The organism is Pseudomonas sp. (assembly GCF_050739935.1).
GTDB lineage: Bacteria > Pseudomonadota > Gammaproteobacteria > Pseudomonadales > Pseudomonadaceae > Aquipseudomonas.
Genome location: NZ_JBOICF010000019.1, coordinates 23,941 through 40,043, shown reverse-complemented (window position 1 = coordinate 40,043; position 16,103 = coordinate 23,941). Strand labels below are relative to the sequence as shown.

Below are 16,103 nucleotides of genomic sequence, written 5' to 3'. Positions count from 1 at the left end.
CCCACCTAACGTGGCTGATCGCTGAAATGCTCGAGCATGAAATCAATGAAGCTGTTGAGCTTGGGTGAGCGCCGACGATCGCTGAGGTAGACCAGATGCAAGGGCCGTTCGGCGAAGCTGTAAGCCGGTAGAATTCGGCACAGACGCCCGCTCTCAAGGTCGGCTTCGACCAGTGCCAATGGCAGCAGCACGATACCGAGCCCCGCCGCTGCCGCTTCTCGCAGGGCCGGGCCGTTGTCCATTTGCAGGCGGGTACGAACGCTCAGCTGCAACTCGCCCTCTTCACCGTGCAGCCGCCACAGCGCACGCTGCTTCTGCTCAACCGGGCCGTTGGCATAGCGATAGGTGATGCAATCATGCTCCTGCATGTCTTGAGGGCGCACCGGCGTTCCCCGTCGCGCCAGATAATCAGGCGCGGCGCATAGCACGAGTGGGTGGGCATGCAAGCGCCGGGCAATGATGTTCGAGCTGGGCAGCTCGCCGATGCGCACGGCGGCTTCGAAGCCTTCTTCAAGCAGATCGACCATGCGATCGGTGAACGAGATCTCGACATCGACCTTGGGATAACGCGCCATGTACAGCCTCAATGCCGCCATCAGCCGCTCCAGCCCGAAGGCATGGGGGAAACTCAAGCGCAATCGTCCCTGGGGTTCCGCTTGAGCCTCAAGCGCGACGGTTTCCGCATCCTGAACCATGCTCAGGATTTCCAGACAGCGCTCGTAGTAATGCAGCCCAAAATCGGTCAGTTGCTGCTGCCGCGTCGTGCGGTGAAGGAGCTTCATTCCCAGATGCTCTTCCAGCGCGCGCAAGTGATTGCCGATCATCGTCGGCGTCAATCCGCTGTCGTCAGCGGCGCGAGTGATACTGCCTTTGTCGACGATGCGCACGAACAGCGCCATTCCACGAAGCATGTCCATTCAGAAGTTTTTCTTGGTTGTGATCGAATATTGCGCCTATTTAACACCTTTGTTCGATGACCTAGCCTCAACACGAGACATTTATCGACGAGGCCTCCAATGAAAAGCTATCGAGTCAACGGCAACACCCCCGAGTCGCTCAATATCTGTGAAGAGCAGATGCCGACCCTGCAACGGGGCGAAGTGCTGATCGAAGTCCACGCCGTCTCGCTCAATTACCGCGACCTGGTGCTTATCGAAGGGCGCCGGCTCAAGCCAACCCTGACCATGCCGATTCCGGGCAGCGACGGCGCAGGCCGGGTGATCGAGGTGGGTGAAGGCGTCAGCGATTTCGAGATCGGCGACCGCGTGGTTGGCGCCTTCCATCCGCGCTGGTTCGGTGGCGGCAAGATAAAGGAGCGCTTTTCCGGGGTTTATGGGCGCAGCCATGACGGCTGGTTTACCGAGTACAAAGTGGTGAGCCAAGAGGCGATCGTCGCTCTCCCTGATGAGTTGACGTACGAGGAAGGCGCGACCCTGCCCTGCGCGGCCGTGACCGCATGGGTTGCGCTGACGGGACCGCAGCCGATCAAGGCTGGCGAAACCGTCCTGACCCTTGGCACCGGCGGAGTCTCACTGTTCGCCCTGCAATACGCCAAGGCCATGGGCGCCCGAGTGATCGCGACCACCTCTTCCGCGGAAAAAGCCGAACGCCTGAAAACCCTTGGTGCCGATGAAGTGATCAATTACCGCGAGACGCCACAATGGCACGAGCAGGTCCTGCACCTGACTCAGGACGAAGGCGTTCAGCGTGTGGTCGAGGTCGTCGGCCCGGCGACGATCGGACAGTCCCTCAAGGCGGCCGCCTATGACGGTGAAGTGGTGCTGGTCGGTTTTCTCGGCGAGAACGGCCCGCCGCTGACCTATTTCGACATCATGGGCAGCGGCGCTTCGCTGCGCTCCACCAGCGTCGGCGACCGGGTCGCGCTGAGGGACTGCGTGCGCGCTACAGCACAAAATACGATCAAGCCGGTCATCGATCAGGTGTTCGCCTTCGATCAGGCCCGGGAAGCGCTGGCGCATCTGAAAGCCGGACGTCATTTTGGCAAGGTGGTGGTGCGGGTGCGGTGAAGGTCGGGATCGACGGTTACCGAAAAGACGGTGTTTGGTGAGTGCATTCCTGAGCCGTTAGATGGACAGATTGCATTTCTGAGCGTTGCCGTCGTGTGAGTCGGCATTCAGCCGTAGCTGCGATCCGCCCTACTTGTAGTAGCGAGGCTTGTCGGCGGTGGCGATCTAACGGCCGTCACCGTCGGCAAGCCGTGTGGCTACAGGGACGGTGCCCTGCACGAAACCCGGCATGCCGCAAGACCTGTGGCATCGATCAGCACCCTACATTTCTCACCCGACAACCGTTAAAGCTAAATCTCAGCTATATGAATAGCACCCCAAATTCTAATCGGTCCTGAATGACCGCAGGTACAGTGGATTCCTGTTCATCCTTGCGAGTCGATTCCATGTCTGCAATTGCGAAACAAGTAGCCTGGGTCAGCGGTGTTGGCGCAGTGGAAGGTCTTGGCGCCGCCCTCGCCCGCCGCTTCGCCAGCGGCGGATTCAAAGTGGCCGTCAGTGGTCGCAGCCTCGACAAGCTCGAGGACGTCGTGCGCGGTATCCAAGCCCAGGGAGGTGAAGCTCTTGCCTTGCCCGCTGACGCCAGCAGTGAGGCAGATACCCTGGCCGCCGTCAGCAGAATTCGTGAATGGGGACAGCTACGCGCAGCCATCTTCAATGTCGGAAATTCGGTATCGGCGCCGAGCCTCGAACTCAGTACCGAACTGTTCGAGCAGACATGGAGAGCGTCGACGCTGGGTGGTTTCATTTTCGCCAGGGAGTCCACACGGCTGCTGCTTGAAGCAGGTGGCGGCACGCTGCTGTTCACCGGGGCGACGGCTTCGCTTCGCGGCAAGCCTCCGTTCGCCGCGTTCGCGGCCGCCAAGGCCGGGTTGCGCTCGCTGAGTCAGTCTTTTGCCCGGGAGTTCGGTCCGCACAACGTGCATGTGGCCCACGTGGTGATCGACGGCAGCATCAACGGCGAACGGGTTCGCAGTCACGCGCCGCAACGCCTCGAGCACTTGGGCGAGGACGGTACGCTCGCCCTGGACGACATCGCCGATGCCTATTGGTATCTGCATTCGCAGCCGCGCAGTGCCTGGACACAAGAACTCGATCTGCGGCCTTTCAAAGAACCGTTCTGAAGCGCTTCATCCACTGGAGGACTTTCACATGGGCGTTCATCAACCCAATCCGGGGCCGACATCTGTCGTCGGTGAACTCAATTACTTGCTCGACGATGGCGTGCGCCCGGTCAATTACACCTGGCCGCAACCCGATGGTCAGCCACAGCGCACCGGCACGCTGCAGCCGACCCGCGTCGACATCCACAATGCGCGCTTGCTGGCGACGCCGCCGGTACTGGATGCCCAGGGTTTCGAGCGGGTCGAGCACGCCAGCGCCGTGAGCAATCTCGAAGATGAAACGCAGGTGGTGCAGTTCTACTACGCAGAAGCCGATGCGCTGCTGCGCAAGCACACCGGTGCGGTGAAGACCGTGATCTTCGACCACACCATCCGCATCGACGAGCCGGGGCGGGAAGCGACGGGGCTGCGTGAGCCGGTACGCTATGTGCACAACGACCAGACCGAGCGCTCGGCCATTCGCCGGGTGCGAGATCATCTGCCCGCGGAGGAAGCCGAACAGCGCCTGCAAAAACGCTTTGCGATCATCAACCTATGGCGCCCGATTGGCGCGCCGATCTACACCACCCCGCTGGCGTTGTGCGATGCCAGTACTATCGAGACAGCGGATTTCATTGCCAGTGATCTGGTGTATCGGGACAAGGTGGGCGAAACCTTTTCAGTGCGCCACAACCCGAAACACCGCTGGTATTACTACCCGCAATTGCGTCCCGAAGAAGCATTGCTGCTGAAGATCTACGACTCGAAAACCGATATTGCCGCAAGGGCCGGCGCGCACACCGCCTTCGACGACCCGACCACTCCGCCGGGGGCGCCACCACGGCGCAGTATCGAGTTGCGGGCGTTGGTATTTTTTGATGAGTGAGGCTGCGCCGTGTCCCCATTCAGACACTGATCTGAGGGGACCACGGCATATCCGCCCGTTCTGTATATCCCCGCCAGAATAAAAAAACAGGTTGCCCTCTGCCTGAGGAACAACCTGTGAAAATCTAAAACCTTACACACCGCACTACCGGTTTTGCCGACCCTTCGCGCCAGATCGCGAGCAAGCTACGCGCTTACGCCGACCGGACGAAGCCCTGCATGCCCTCGAAGGATGGCAAGCGCATTCAGACCATATGCCCGGGAAAACGTCACTTCTTGAATAATCCATGATTCGACTTATCCCTTAAAAGAATATTTCGCTTGAGCGTTATCTGAAGTGGGCATAAGCGGCTGTTTTGATTTCTATCGCGGTTCGCATTGTCGCTATACGCCCGCTGAAACCCGTCGCATAAGCTAAGAACCAGAAGATATTTAAATATTGGTTTTTAGAATTCTATGATTCGTGACCGGGCGCATCCCTGCCCGTTATTCCGGCCCTTCCTCCCGAGCACCGATCGATCATGCCAATCTCAAACAACAGCAATCGCAAAATCCTTCGCCATCCTTTAATCGCAGGTATGGCCATTGCCATCGCCTGCGCACTCGCCCTGCCCGCCCAGGCTCGCGAGACAGTGCGCATCGGCTATCAGAAATCCTCGACACTGATCACTTTGCTGAAGGCTCAAGGCACGCTGGAAAAAACTTTGGGCAAAGACAACATCGACGTCAGCTGGCATGAATTCCCCAGCGGATTGCCGCTATTGGAGGCGCTGAACATTGGCAATGTCGACATCAGTGCCGACGTGGCAGATACCGTGCCGATCTTCGCCCAGGCCGCACAGGCGAAGCTGACCTATTTCGCCGAAGAGTCGGCCTCTCCCAGCGCACAGGCGATCGTAGTTTCCAAGGACTCGCCAATCCGGCAACTGTCCGATCTGAAGGGCAAAAAAGTTGCCGTGACCAAGGCTGCCGGTTCTCATTACCTGTTGATCGCCGCGCTGAACAAGGCCGGTCTGACCTTCGCCGACATCCAGCCCGCTTACCTGACGCCTGCCGACGGTCGCGCCGCGTTCGAAAACGGCAAGGTCGATGCGTGGGTGACCTGGGAACCCTTCCTCACCAGCGTGCAACGCCAACTGCCAACCCGCACCCTCGCAGATGGCGCAGGTCTGGCCAGTTATAAACGCTATTACCTGACAAGCACCGCATATGCCGGCACTCACCCGCAAGTGCTCAAGCTGGTGTATCAGCAGCTGCAGGAAGCAGGCAGCTGGATCAAGAAAAACCCGCGCGACGCCGCCCAGGTATTAGGCCCGCTATGGGGCAATCTCGACGTGGAAACCGTGGAATCGGCAAATGCCCATCGCAGTTACCAAGTCGAGCCGGTGAAGGCCGATCAGTTGGGTGAGCAGCAGAAAATCGCTGATGCTTTTTTTGCCGCCGGTCTGCTGCCCAAGGCCGTGGACGCCAAGGATGTCGGCATCTGGAAGCCTTGAGGCCAAGCCCAGTGAGAGCGAATGCATTTGCGATGCGAGGTGACAGCCGATATACATCGTCATCGGCTGAACACCCCTCGCGAATGAATTCGCCTCCACAGGTCTGCGTAAGGTGACCAGCACTCAGTCGGTCAAGGTTTCCAGTCGCCGCCTTCGACGATCACTGCCGCTGGGTCGGTGCCATCGGCCAGTTGGCTGCGAACGTATTGATCGTAGAGTTTGAGCAGGTATTTTTCCTTGCCCAGGCTGGCCAGTTCGGTGTTGACCCAGTCACGCAGTTCGACGTTGCCCTTCTTCACTGCGGGCGCGATCGGTGCCTCGTCACCCAGCTTTTGGGTCAGCACGCGGTAGCCGGGGTTTTGCTTGGCCCAGCTGAACAGCACCAGGTTGTCCTGGGCGTAGGCATCGCCACGGCCGTTGGCCAGCGCCTGCAGCGACTCGGAGTTTTTCTCGAATTTCAGCAGTTTCCAGTCCGGGTGGTTCTTGGTCAGCCAGATGTCGGCGGTGGTCCCGGTGGTGACGATGGTGGTCTTCTTCGCCAGGTCATCGAGGTTCTTCACATCGCTTTTTTCAGGCACCAGCGCCTGCACCGCGACACGCAGGTTCGGGTTGGTGAAGTCCACCACTTGGGCGCGTTCCGGAGTCACGGTCATGTTCGCCAGAATCAGGTCGACCTTGTCGCTCTGCAGGAACGGGATACGGCTCGCAGGCTCAACGACGACGAATTCGATCTTCTTCTCGTCGCCCAACAGGTCCTTGGCGAAACGACGACCCAGGTCGGTGTCGAAGCCGACGTACTCGCCTTTCTCGTCGACGAAGCCGAAGGGCGGCTTATCGCTGAAGACCCCGACGATCAACTTGTCGCGGGCCTTGATCTTGTCCAGATAGCCTTCGGCATGGGCCGCGGCGCCAGCGAGCAATCCGATGGCCAGCAATGGGTAAACGAGGGCAGTTTTAAAGTTCATCTTGCATTCCTTTTAGGCATATTTTCCACGTAGGAGAATTTCTCCAGAAACTGCTGCGCGCGTGCGGTCTGCGGGGAGCTGAAGAAGGTTTCGGGGTCGCCCTGTTCGACGATACGGCCGCCGTCCATGAACAGGATCCGGTCTGCCACTGCACGGGCGAAAGCCATTTCGTGGGTGACGATCAACAGGGTCATGCCACTGCGTGCCAGATCGAGAATCACCTCCAGCACTTCCTTGACCATTTCCGGATCCAGGGCAGCGGTCACCTCATCGAAGAGCATGACTTTGGGGTTCATGCACAGCGCGCGGACGATCGCGATGCGCTGTTGCTGGCCGCCGGACAACTCGCGGGGGAAGGCATCGCGCTTGTCCAGCAAACCGATCCGCGCCAGCAGGGTTTCGGCCTGTTGTCTTGCCTCGGCTCTTGGGCGTTTCTGTACGTTCACCGGACCCAGCAGAATGTTGTCGAGCACGCTCATGTGCGGGAACAGGTGGTAGCTCTGGAACACCATGCCGATCTGCTGGCGAACGACGCGCCAGTCGGTATTGGCCGCAAGCTCGCGACCGTCGAAGCGATAATGCCCGGCATGCCCGCCTTCCAGCCCGTTCAGGCAGCGCAGCAAGGTGCTCTTGCCGCAGCCGCTGGGGCCGAGGATGACCAGCACTTCGCCCTCTCTGACTTGCAGGTCGACGTCCTGCAACACCGGGACGTCGCCAAAACGCTTGTTGAAACCGGACAGTTCTATCAATGCACTCATGAGTGACTCCAGCGTCGCTCAAGCACACGGGATGCGGCTGACAACGGGTAGCAGACAAGAAAGAAAAACAGGAATAGAAAGCCGTAGATCAGCACCGACTCGTAAGTCCGCTCGATGATTTGCTGGCCGATCTTGATCACATCGACCACGCCGATCAGTACCGCGAGCGAGCTGGTTTTGATCAGCCGGGTGAACACGTTGATCATCGGTGGCGTCATGCGCTGCAGCGCCTGGGGCAACAACACGCGGCCATACAGACCCGGCAGCCCAAGGCCGATAGCCAGCCCCGCTTCACGCTGACCACGGGGGATAGAACGCAGCGCGCCGCGCACCACTTCGCCGGTTTCGCTGATGCCCCACAGGGACAACACCAGCACCGCGCACCAGAAGCCGGGAATGCTCCAGCCGAAGAAAATCGGCAATCCGAAGAAGAACAGGTACAGCCAGACCAGCACCGGAATGGCTCTGAAGGCTTCCAGGTAGATCAACAGAATCCTGTCCAGCCAGCCAATACCCAGATTGCGCAGTATCCCGTAGGCCAGCCCGCCGACGCTGCTGAACACGATGGCCAACAAGGAAATCCCCAGCGTACGACCGATGCCCGTCAGCAGTTGCGGCGCCGACACCCAGAGCAACTCAAGACCCGAACTGGCCATGCTGGAGCCTCCTTTCGACAACCCGCAGCAACAGCGAAAGCGGAACGAATAACAGCACGCAAAGTCCGGTCATGACCGCCAGCATTTCGTAGGTCTTGTAGTAGAGCGCGATGTAGTTCTTGGTGGTGTAGAGAATCTCCGGTACGGCCACCGCAGACACGACCGTGGTTTCCTTCAGGAGAAATACGAAATTGGCGAACAGCGCAGGCAGACTGAGAATCCCCGCTTGCGGCAGGATCACGTGGCGCAGCAACTGCCAGCGCGACAGGCCGATGGACAGCCCCGACTCGATCTGCGACTTGGGTACGGCAGCGACACCCGCGCGCAGAATTTCCGTCAGATAGGCGCCGCCGAGAAATGTCATGGCGATGATCGCCGAGGCGAAACCTGAAATCCGGATGCCGATGCTTGGCAGTGCGAAATAAATGAAAAACAGCTGGATGAGCAGCGGCGTATTGCGTGCCAGTTCGACGTACAGCCGTACCAGGCGCTTGAGAATGGGTACTTCGAACACCGCGATGGCGGCGTTGATCAAGGCGACGCAGAGCGAGGTTGCGATGGCGATCAACCCAACTTGCAGGGTGACACCGACCGCGACGAGAAACGCAGGCAATGTAGAAAGCGCAAAATCGACATCAAAACTCATGTCGATGCGCGTATTGGTGAGCGGCCTAAGAGGCGATTGGATGGGAACACTGAAACTCCTGAACGATCTGTGACGCTCTTCGAAGGAGCGTCTTGTAATGGTTCAGGGGCGATTGCAGGCTTTGTGCCATGCGTAGACGTCACGATTTACCACGCTAACATCGCCGATCGGACTGACGTAACTGTTTGTTTTACGGCCTTTTTTGTTGAGCGAGTGTTGCTGCAGCAACAGTGAACTCAGTTCGCCTCACGCACTTCCTCTTTCAACCAATCGAGAAAGGCCTGAATCGCGTAGCTCTTTTGCTTTCCCGGTGCGCACAGAAAGTAATAACCCGTTGTGGTGTCCAGTTCGTCGGTGAACAGCTTCTGCAGCGAGCCCGATTTCAGCTCATCGAAAATATGCGAAGTTCGCGCCATCGCCACGCCCAATCCACGCAGCGCCGCGTGCACGGCCATGCTGCTATGGGGCACCGTCAGCGCACAGTTGAGCGACTCGCCGCAAAGACCGTGTTTGTTCAGCCAGTAGTCCCAGGAAGGCGAAGACACCCGCTGACCATTGAGCGTGCTGCGTGAGCGCAGGATCAGCGGATACCTGAGGACGTCCGCGGGTGTGAACGATTTGCCGAGCGCTTCGATCAGCGTTGGGCTACACACCGGGAAGATCCGCTCTGCCAGAACGAATTCGGAGTACAACCCCGACCAGCTTGCGCCCTGCTCCCCGAGCTTGATCGCAAGCTGGCCGTTGGGATTTTCAAAGCGGGCAAACTCATCGGTGTTGAGCTTGAGCCTGATGTCCGGTTGCAGGTGATGAAACTTCGATAGACGCGGGATCAACCAGGTGCTGGCGAACGAGTCATGGACAAAGACTTCAAGCACCGAGCCTTCACCCCGATTGTGCTCGAAACGATCGACCAGCCGCCCCATGTCCTTGAGAAATACCCGCACCACCGGCAGCAGTTCGACGCCGTTGGGAGTGAGCTTGATGGCCCCTGCGGTGCGCTCGAAAAGTTCGATGCCCAGCAGCTCTTCCAACTGCCTGATCTGATGGCTGATCGCACTTTGCGTGACATGCAGCTCGGTGGCCGCCTGAGAAAAATTCAGGTGCCGGACGCACGCTTCGAATCCTCTCAACGAGGCCACCGATGGAAATCTTTTAAACGCCATCCGGCCCTCCCCCAAACATTCTCATACGACATGAAATCCTTTCATTGGCAGCGCGTTCCGCTGGCACGCCACAATGGTCGCACCTCATTTGCGTTGCAAACATATGACAGTTTCCACAACGGTACATAGCGTCTCCAACGCTGACAGCACAGCAAAGAAGAAAACCCTGATCGCCGCCTGCACGGCCCACGCCACTCACGACGGGCTGAGCGACCTGGTGTATGTCCTGCTGCCGGTCTGGCAGGAGATGTTCATGCTCAGTTACGTCTGGCTCAGCGTTTTAAGAAGCGCCTACGCCTTGACGCTCGCTGCGCTGCAGATCCCGGCGTCGAGCCTGTCGAGCCGAATGAAACCCGCTTATGTGCTGTCAATCGCCACGGCCATGACCGGTATTGGCTGGTTGGCAGCCGGGTTTACCGGCAGCGCGCTGGCCCTCGGCGCAGCGCTGGTGTTCGCCGGCATGGGCGCCAGCGCTCAACACCCCGTCGCCTCAGCCATGGTGTCCAGAGCCTACGCCGGAAATGCCAAGCGCCCTCTGGGGGTCTACAACTTCGCCGGCGACATCGGCAAGTCGTTGCTGCCGGCTTGTGCGGCCTTTCTGCTGACCTTTACCACCTTCCACATTACGGCCACGGTGTTCGCGGGTATCGGCCTGTTGGCAGCTGTGTTGATATGGATCTTGCTCAAAGATGTCAGACCCCATGCTGAAGCTGCGCACAAGACCCCGGCATCACGCCCTGTCGAGACGGTTGTCAAAGCAGGTCCCGGGGCGTTTCGTGTGCTGTTGTGCACGGCAGTCATGGACAGCGCGGTACGTATGGGCTTCCTGACGTTTTTGCCTTTCATAATCAAAGGCAACGGCGGCTCCCTGGCACAGGCGGGACTGGCGTTGACGCTGGTATTCATCGGTGGCGCGGTGGGCAAGTTCGTCTGCGGCTGGATGTCTGACAGATTCGGCACCCTCAACACCATACTCGTCACCGAACTGGCTACCGCCTTGCTGATCGTGGTGGTACTGGTCGCGCCCCTGCCCGTGGGGCTGGTGGCATTGCCGTTACTTGGCGCTGTGCTGAATGGGACATCGTCGGTGCTCTACGGCGCGGTTACCGATGTCGTTGACTCTACCCGGCTGGAAAAAGCGTTTTCGGCGTTCTACACCGGCACCATCGGCTCGGGTGCTCTGGCGCCGGTGCTGTACGGGTTTGCTGGGGATCATGCGGGCGTAACCTCAGCCGCCGTGATCGTCGCTGCGACGGCAGTGCTGTCGGTGGTTCCAGTCTGGCTTTACTCGCTGCGCCAGCGAGGCACCTTCAACGGCTAAACCGGGGTTGATTAACGCCTCCTACTGGTGCTGCACCGTATCTGGCGTCAGCCTAAGCTAATTCCAAAACGATATTTAAAACAAATTTCATAGAATCTTATGATCCATGCCTGACCGCCGTGCAACCGCTACGGCGCCGCATTCAAAATCAGGGCACTTCATCAAGATGATCAAGAAAAGCTGGACTGCAACCCTCTCCGTGGCGCTGGGTGTGTTCGCCCTATCTATAACCGCGCACGCCGCCGACTTGACCTTCGGCTACATCACCGGTATCGACCCGGTCAAACGCGCCATCGCTGACGGCGAGTATGAGACAGCGATCGGTCAGAAAATCGACTGGCGCCAGTTCGATGCCGGCCCTGCGGTGATCGCGGCCATGGCCTCAGGTGACGTTCAGATCGGTAATCTGGGCTCCAGCCCGCTGGCCGCGGCGGCATCGAGGAAGGTGCCGTTGGTAGCGTTCATCGTCACCTCACAGATTCAGAGCTCGGAAGCGTTGGTGGTGCGCAATGGCAGTGGCATCGACAAGCCCGAAGACCTGATCGGCAAGAAAATCGCCGTGCCTTTCGTGTCGACTTCTCATTACAGCCTGCTCGGTGCACTGAAGCATTGGAACATCGATCCGAAGAAGGTCACGATCCTCAATCTGACGCCGCTGCAGATCACCGCAGCATGGAAACGTGGGGACATCGACGGCGCCTTCACCTGGTCACCAGCGTTGGGCGAAATCCGCAAGACCGGCAAGATTCTCACCGACGCCGGTCAAGTGTCGCAATGGGGATCGCCGACGTTCGAAGTCTGGGTGGCGCGCAAGGATTTTGCGGAGAAGCACCCGGAGATCGTTGCTGATTTTGCCAAGGTGAGTCTGGCCGCCATCGCTGATTACACGGCGCATAAATCCGAATGGACGGCCGATTCCCAGCCGGTGAAGACCATCGCTCGCTTCACCGGCTCGAATGCGGCGGATGTGCCGGAGTTGCTGGATGGGTCGCACTTTCCGACTGCCGCGGAACAGAAGTCGCCCGAATTGCTGGGTGGCGGGACAGTGACGGCGATTGCCAAGACCGCGGAGTTTTTGAAGGACCAGGGCAAGATCGAGAGCGTATTGCCGGATTATTCGGCATTTGTGAGTGACAAGTTCATTGCGAAATAAACCGTAGCGGCTGGCTCTGGGAGGTTTGATCGTTCCCGAGCCGCGGGTGGTAACGCATTGATTGATGCTCTGCATCATCCTGGACGCAGAGCGTCCTGTCGGGCATTACCACGCGAGCGTGGGAACGATCAAAATACCGGATATACACGCCACTCAGCCAACTACGTCCCCCCCCCGATCAACGAGGCAACCCACTCCCCGAACGCCGAACAATCTTGATCGAATGCTTCAAGTTCGGCTTGCGCGTCACACTGATTGCCCGCTGAGTCACCGTATCGATCGTAATGTTCCAGAACCCGCTGCTGGGCACCACGATCCTCGCCGGAAAACGGTCGAACGCCCCGCCGTGGTAACTGTGCCGCCCACCATTCTTGAAACTGCGAAAATTCGCATCGCTCATCAAACGAATATTGCAGGTGTTCGAAGACTCAATAACGACGACATCACCTTCGTTCAGGTGCTCGCGATGATGGATGAATTTCATGAAATCCCAAGACCAGACTGACAAGCGGCGAGAATATCACGGCACCCGATGCCCGACATGCGACTGCGGATGGCGCACGTTCCAGGACTTAACGGCGGAAGGCAAACACAGGTTCGGTATGGATGCGACCTCTCACGCGCCTGACAGGCGATTGACACTGGTGATCCGGCCGTTCCAGATCATTTCGTAGTGGACGCTCTGATGAATCGAGGTCACATGCCGGGGCGTCAACAGCGCCCAGCAATGGTTGCCCGGTGAGCGCACAGAGTTGTAGCGCAGCCCTGCCACTGCGTCGTCCTTGAGGGTTTTGCCCAGTCGATGCGAATGGGTGTAGTCATCGGGGGCGTAGATCGGGTGAGACAGCGCCAATGCAGTGGCATCAACACTGCCCTCCTCACGGAAACGACAGGACAGGCTGCGAAACACGAAACGCTCGTAGTTCAGTTTTTCCACGGCGGACCAGTAACGCTGCTGGTGATATCGCACTTCGGCAATCGCCGTTTCCATATTGTCGGCCAGATACAGCACCCCGAAGGCGCCATCGCTAAAGCGCGAACCCGCCGCGTTCACATGGGTAAACGGTGCGGTCGCATACGCACACCCGGGTATGCCGAAAGGGATGTCTTCTCGAGGAATCAGCTCCAGCCGTCCTATCTCGTTCAACAGGCGGGGATTGGTCATGGCCTGGATCTGGTACAGCGTTTCGAACTCCTGCGCATCGGCCACATCGTTGAACAGATCGATCGGCGGGAATTTCGAATTGACCAGACGATGCGCCTGCTGCTTTTCATCCGGCAGGGCCGGCAGCGCCTCAAGCGTCACCACTGTGCGCCTCGTAGCGCATCGATGCGGCGGAAGGTTTCGTACAAGGAAATCATGTCGCCCTGGGCCATGACGTCCAGCGGCTTCCTGCCGTTGAAGAACTCGTTGTGGTTCTGCATCGTCGGGAAGCCGTAGACGTTGTCAGGGTTGTCAAAAAGGGTTCGCAGCGCCGCATGGATGTTCAAAACGAAGCTGATGCGCTGCATCTGGTCCAGGTCCAGGGCGACAGACCAGTCGCTATCATCCTGCCGCGCACGTGTGTAGGTACTTCGGGAAATGCGCAGGATTCGACAAGCCTGTTCGCTTGACGCGGTCCATTTGTCCAGTATGCGCAGGGCCGTGCGCAAGCCGACCACGCCTTGGGATCTGGAGAGTTGCGGATTGTGCAAGGCAAATGTCATGGTGGCGCCCATCAGAATCTGTAGACGCCAATCTAGACCATATGAGTCTGTAGATGCAAGCAGCGTCAGCGTCGGATCGAGGCCGGATGCTCGGCGTCAGCGCGTATCATCAGCATGATCGCGTCGCGCTTTTCCAACAAATGATGACGCAGGATACTGCTCAGCCGCTTGCCGTCGCGGGTCTGGAGCGCTTCGATCATTTCCTCGTGATCGTGCAGCGCGCGCTCCCATTTCGGTGCCTGCTGATTGGAGAGAAAGCGCAACGCCTGAATGCGCCGGTTCAGCGACAGATAGACCTGACGCAGCGCGGTATTACGCGCAGCCTGGTTGATCAGGTCGTGGATGGCGCGGTTGCGCTGGTAGTAGCCGGGCAGATCATTCTGGTTCTTGCTCACCACCATGGCGTAGTGCAGGGCCTTAATCTCGTCGAGTTCTTCGCCGGTGATGCGTTCACACGCCAGTTCTCCGGCAAATGCTTCTATACCGCTCATCAGTTCGAAGGTTTCACGGATTTCAAGCTCTGACATCCGCGCGACAGTGGCGCCGCGGTTAGGGTTGATCTCGATCAGGCCCTCTACCGCAAGGACTTTCAGGGCCTCGCGCAGTGGCGTACGTGAGATTCCGAGGGTCTCACACAGCTCGCGCTCGTTGAGCTTCCTGCCAGGGGCAAGCACGCCCTCGGTAATGAAGCTGCGCAGGTGCTCGACGACAACGTCATGAAGCCGTTGACGCTCGACCTTGAGCATTGGCCTAGCATTACCCTGCTCCGCGAATCCTTCCAAATTTTGCATACAACATCCTCTACAGCGGCGTCTGGAGTCGGCGCCTTATGCTTAAAACACTCATCAGAACCCGGATATTAGCCCAAACTTAACGTTTGACACAGACACATCGAGTGGTAATGTATTTTGCATTCAAAGTACAAAAAACAAGAAAAGGAGTCACCGTATGCTGAAGCTCGACTATCACCCGGCCGGCCGTCACTTCCTGCAGATCCCCGGTCCCAGCCCGGTTCCGGATCGCATTCTTCGCGCAATGAGCTATCCCACCATCGATCACCGTGGCCCGGAATTCGGCGAGCTGGGGCTCAAGGTGCTATCGGGCATCAAGCAAATCTTCAAGACTCAACAGCCTGTGATCATCTATCCGGCCTCCGGAACCGGCGCCTGGGAAGCGGCGCTGTGCAATACCCTGAGTGCCGGTGACGAAGTGCTGATGTTCGAAACCGGTCACTTCGCTACGCTGTGGCAAAAGATGGCGCTGAGCCTGGGCCTCAAGCCGCAGTTCATTGGCAAGCCGGGCATCGAAGGCTGGCGCGGCGGAGTCGACGCGCAGATGATCGAATCGCACCTGCGTGCCGACAGCAGTCACCGCATCAAGGCCGTGTGCGTGGTGCATAACGAGACCAGTACCGGCGTGACGTCCGACATCGCCTCGGTTCGCAAGGCGATCGATGCTGCCGGGCACCCTGCGTTGCTGCTGGTCGACACGATTTCCGGCCTGGCGTCGGCAGACTATCGTCATGATGAATGGGGCGTGGATGTCACCGTCTCAGGCTCGCAGAAAGGCCTGATGCTGCCGCCGGGGATCAGCTTCAACGCACTGTCGCCCAAGGCTGTCGAAGCCAGCAAGTCCGCAAGCCTGCCGCGCAGCTTCTGGGCATGGGACGAAATCATCGAGATGAACAAGACCGGCTACTGGCCTTACACGCCGAACACCAACCTGCTGTATGGCCTGTCCGAAGCACTGGACATGATTCTCGGCGAAGGCTTGGACAATGTGTTCAGTCGTCACAACCGGCTGGCTCAGGCGTGTCGCACGGCGGTCAATGCCTGGGGCTTGCCGATCCAGTGCGCCGATCCGGCCGTCTACAGCCCGGTGCTGACCGGCGTAATGATGCCTGAAGGGATCGACGCCGACGCCGTGCGCAAGACGATCTACGAACGCTTCGACATGTCGCTGGGCACGGGCCTGGGCAAGATGAAAGGACGCATGTTCCGCATCGGCCACCTGGGCGACTGCAACGATCTAACCTTGATGGCGACCCTGACGGGCTGCGAAATGGGCCTGCAAATGGCCGGGGTCAAATTGCAGTCCAGCGGTGTTCTGGCAGCGATGGACTATCTGGGAGGCCAATCGGTACCCCTGCGACGCGACTGATCCAAAAGGCACTGCGTCCTTCACGCAGTGCCTTGCCGCACACCCGCACTATCCCGACTCAAT

17 protein-coding genes are annotated in these 16,103 nt (G+C 58.9%); 7 read left to right on the top strand and 10 right to left on the bottom strand.

The window, feature by feature from the left end:
- Positions 1-5: 5 nt before the first annotated feature.
- Positions 6-917 carry a LysR family transcriptional regulator gene (locus ACRER8_RS02500; RefSeq protein WP_431744783.1) on the bottom strand — a complete coding sequence of 304 codons (912 nt, stop codon included), beginning with the start codon at positions 915-917 and terminating at the stop codon, positions 6-8.
- A 99-nt stretch (positions 918-1,016) separates the two neighbouring features.
- Here ACRER8_RS02500 and ACRER8_RS02495 point away from each other — a divergent pair, with 99 nt between their 5' ends.
- The 4 genes from ACRER8_RS02495 (at position 1,017) to ACRER8_RS02480 (ending at position 5,511) form a co-directional block, all read left to right on the top strand.
- The gene (locus ACRER8_RS02495) at positions 1,017-2,027 is read left to right on the top strand and encodes a zinc-dependent alcohol dehydrogenase family protein (RefSeq protein WP_431744782.1); all 1,011 of its coding nucleotides are present in this window, start codon (positions 1,017-1,019) and stop codon (positions 2,025-2,027) included.
- Between the two features lie 386 nt (positions 2,028-2,413).
- Complete coding sequence (locus tag ACRER8_RS02490) at positions 2,414-3,151, top strand: SDR family NAD(P)-dependent oxidoreductase (RefSeq protein ID WP_431744781.1); 738 nt, start codon at positions 2,414-2,416, stop codon at positions 3,149-3,151.
- Between the two features lie 28 nt (positions 3,152-3,179).
- Complete coding sequence (locus ACRER8_RS02485) at positions 3,180-4,016, top strand: CmcJ/NvfI family oxidoreductase (protein WP_431744780.1); 837 nt, start codon at positions 3,180-3,182, stop codon at positions 4,014-4,016.
- Between the two features lie 520 nt (positions 4,017-4,536).
- Entirely contained in the window at positions 4,537-5,511 is a 975-nt protein-coding gene (locus ACRER8_RS02480; protein WP_431744779.1) for an aliphatic sulfonate ABC transporter substrate-binding protein, read from the top strand.
- A 131-nt stretch (positions 5,512-5,642) separates the two neighbouring features.
- On the opposite strand, the gene ACRER8_RS02475 is transcribed toward ACRER8_RS02480, so the two are convergent.
- The 5 genes from ACRER8_RS02475 to ACRER8_RS02455 all read right to left on the bottom strand — a co-directional run bounded on the left by ACRER8_RS02475 (position 5,643) and on the right by ACRER8_RS02455 (position 9,699).
- On the bottom strand, positions 5,643-6,476 hold the full coding sequence (locus ACRER8_RS02475; RefSeq protein ID WP_431744778.1) for a transporter substrate-binding domain-containing protein: 834 nt from the start codon (positions 6,474-6,476) through the stop codon (positions 5,643-5,645).
- A complete protein-coding gene (locus ACRER8_RS02470; protein WP_431744777.1) occupies positions 6,473-7,234 on the bottom strand; it encodes an amino acid ABC transporter ATP-binding protein in 762 nt (253 codons plus the stop codon). The genes ACRER8_RS02475 and ACRER8_RS02470 overlap by 4 nt, the downstream gene beginning before the upstream one ends.
- Entirely contained in the window at positions 7,231-7,890 is a 660-nt protein-coding gene (locus ACRER8_RS02465; protein ID WP_431744776.1) for an amino acid ABC transporter permease, read from the bottom strand. The genes ACRER8_RS02470 and ACRER8_RS02465 overlap by 4 nt, the downstream gene beginning before the upstream one ends.
- Positions 7,871-8,536: an amino acid ABC transporter permease gene (locus ACRER8_RS02460; RefSeq protein ID WP_431744775.1), complete on the bottom strand. Its 666-nt coding sequence runs from the start codon at positions 8,534-8,536 to the stop codon at positions 7,871-7,873. Before ACRER8_RS02460 ends, ACRER8_RS02465 begins: the two co-directional genes overlap by 20 nt.
- A 236-nt stretch (positions 8,537-8,772) precedes the next feature.
- Entirely contained in the window at positions 8,773-9,699 is a 927-nt protein-coding gene (locus ACRER8_RS02455; RefSeq protein ID WP_431744774.1) for a LysR substrate-binding domain-containing protein, read from the bottom strand.
- Between the two features lie 103 nt (positions 9,700-9,802).
- Between ACRER8_RS02455 and ACRER8_RS02450 the strand changes: the two genes are divergently transcribed.
- Both ACRER8_RS02450 and tauA read left to right on the top strand, forming a co-directional pair.
- Positions 9,803-11,020, top strand: coding sequence for an MFS transporter (locus ACRER8_RS02450; protein ID WP_431744773.1), 1,218 nt, complete (start codon positions 9,803-9,805; stop codon positions 11,018-11,020).
- Positions 11,021-11,186: 166 nt separating this feature from the next.
- On the top strand, positions 11,187-12,173 hold the full coding sequence (tauA, locus tag ACRER8_RS02445; RefSeq protein WP_431744772.1) for a taurine ABC transporter substrate-binding protein: 987 nt from the start codon (positions 11,187-11,189) through the stop codon (positions 12,171-12,173).
- A gap of 178 nt (positions 12,174-12,351) precedes the next feature.
- Here tauA and ACRER8_RS02440 read toward each other — a convergent pair whose 3' ends face one another.
- The 4 genes from ACRER8_RS02440 to ACRER8_RS02425 all read right to left on the bottom strand — a co-directional run bounded on the left by ACRER8_RS02440 (position 12,352) and on the right by ACRER8_RS02425 (position 14,671).
- A complete protein-coding gene (locus ACRER8_RS02440) occupies positions 12,352-12,657 on the bottom strand; it encodes a DUF1883 domain-containing protein (RefSeq protein ID WP_431744771.1) in 306 nt (101 codons plus the stop codon).
- A gap of 132 nt (positions 12,658-12,789) precedes the next feature.
- Positions 12,790-13,482, bottom strand: coding sequence for an RES family NAD+ phosphorylase (locus ACRER8_RS02435; RefSeq protein ID WP_431744770.1), 693 nt, complete (start codon positions 13,480-13,482; stop codon positions 12,790-12,792).
- Entirely contained in the window at positions 13,476-13,880 is a 405-nt protein-coding gene (locus tag ACRER8_RS02430; protein ID WP_431744769.1) for an antitoxin Xre-like helix-turn-helix domain-containing protein, read from the bottom strand. Before ACRER8_RS02430 ends, ACRER8_RS02435 begins: the two co-directional genes overlap by 7 nt.
- 65 nt (positions 13,881-13,945) lie before the next feature.
- Complete coding sequence (locus ACRER8_RS02425) at positions 13,946-14,671, bottom strand: GntR family transcriptional regulator (protein WP_431744768.1); 726 nt, start codon at positions 14,669-14,671, stop codon at positions 13,946-13,948.
- Between the two features lie 157 nt (positions 14,672-14,828).
- Between ACRER8_RS02425 and ACRER8_RS02420 the strand changes: the two genes are divergently transcribed.
- Positions 14,829-16,040 carry a pyridoxal-phosphate-dependent aminotransferase family protein gene (locus ACRER8_RS02420; RefSeq protein WP_431744767.1) on the top strand — a complete coding sequence of 404 codons (1,212 nt, stop codon included), beginning with the start codon at positions 14,829-14,831 and terminating at the stop codon, positions 16,038-16,040.
- The last annotated feature ends 63 nt before the right edge of the window (positions 16,041-16,103 follow it).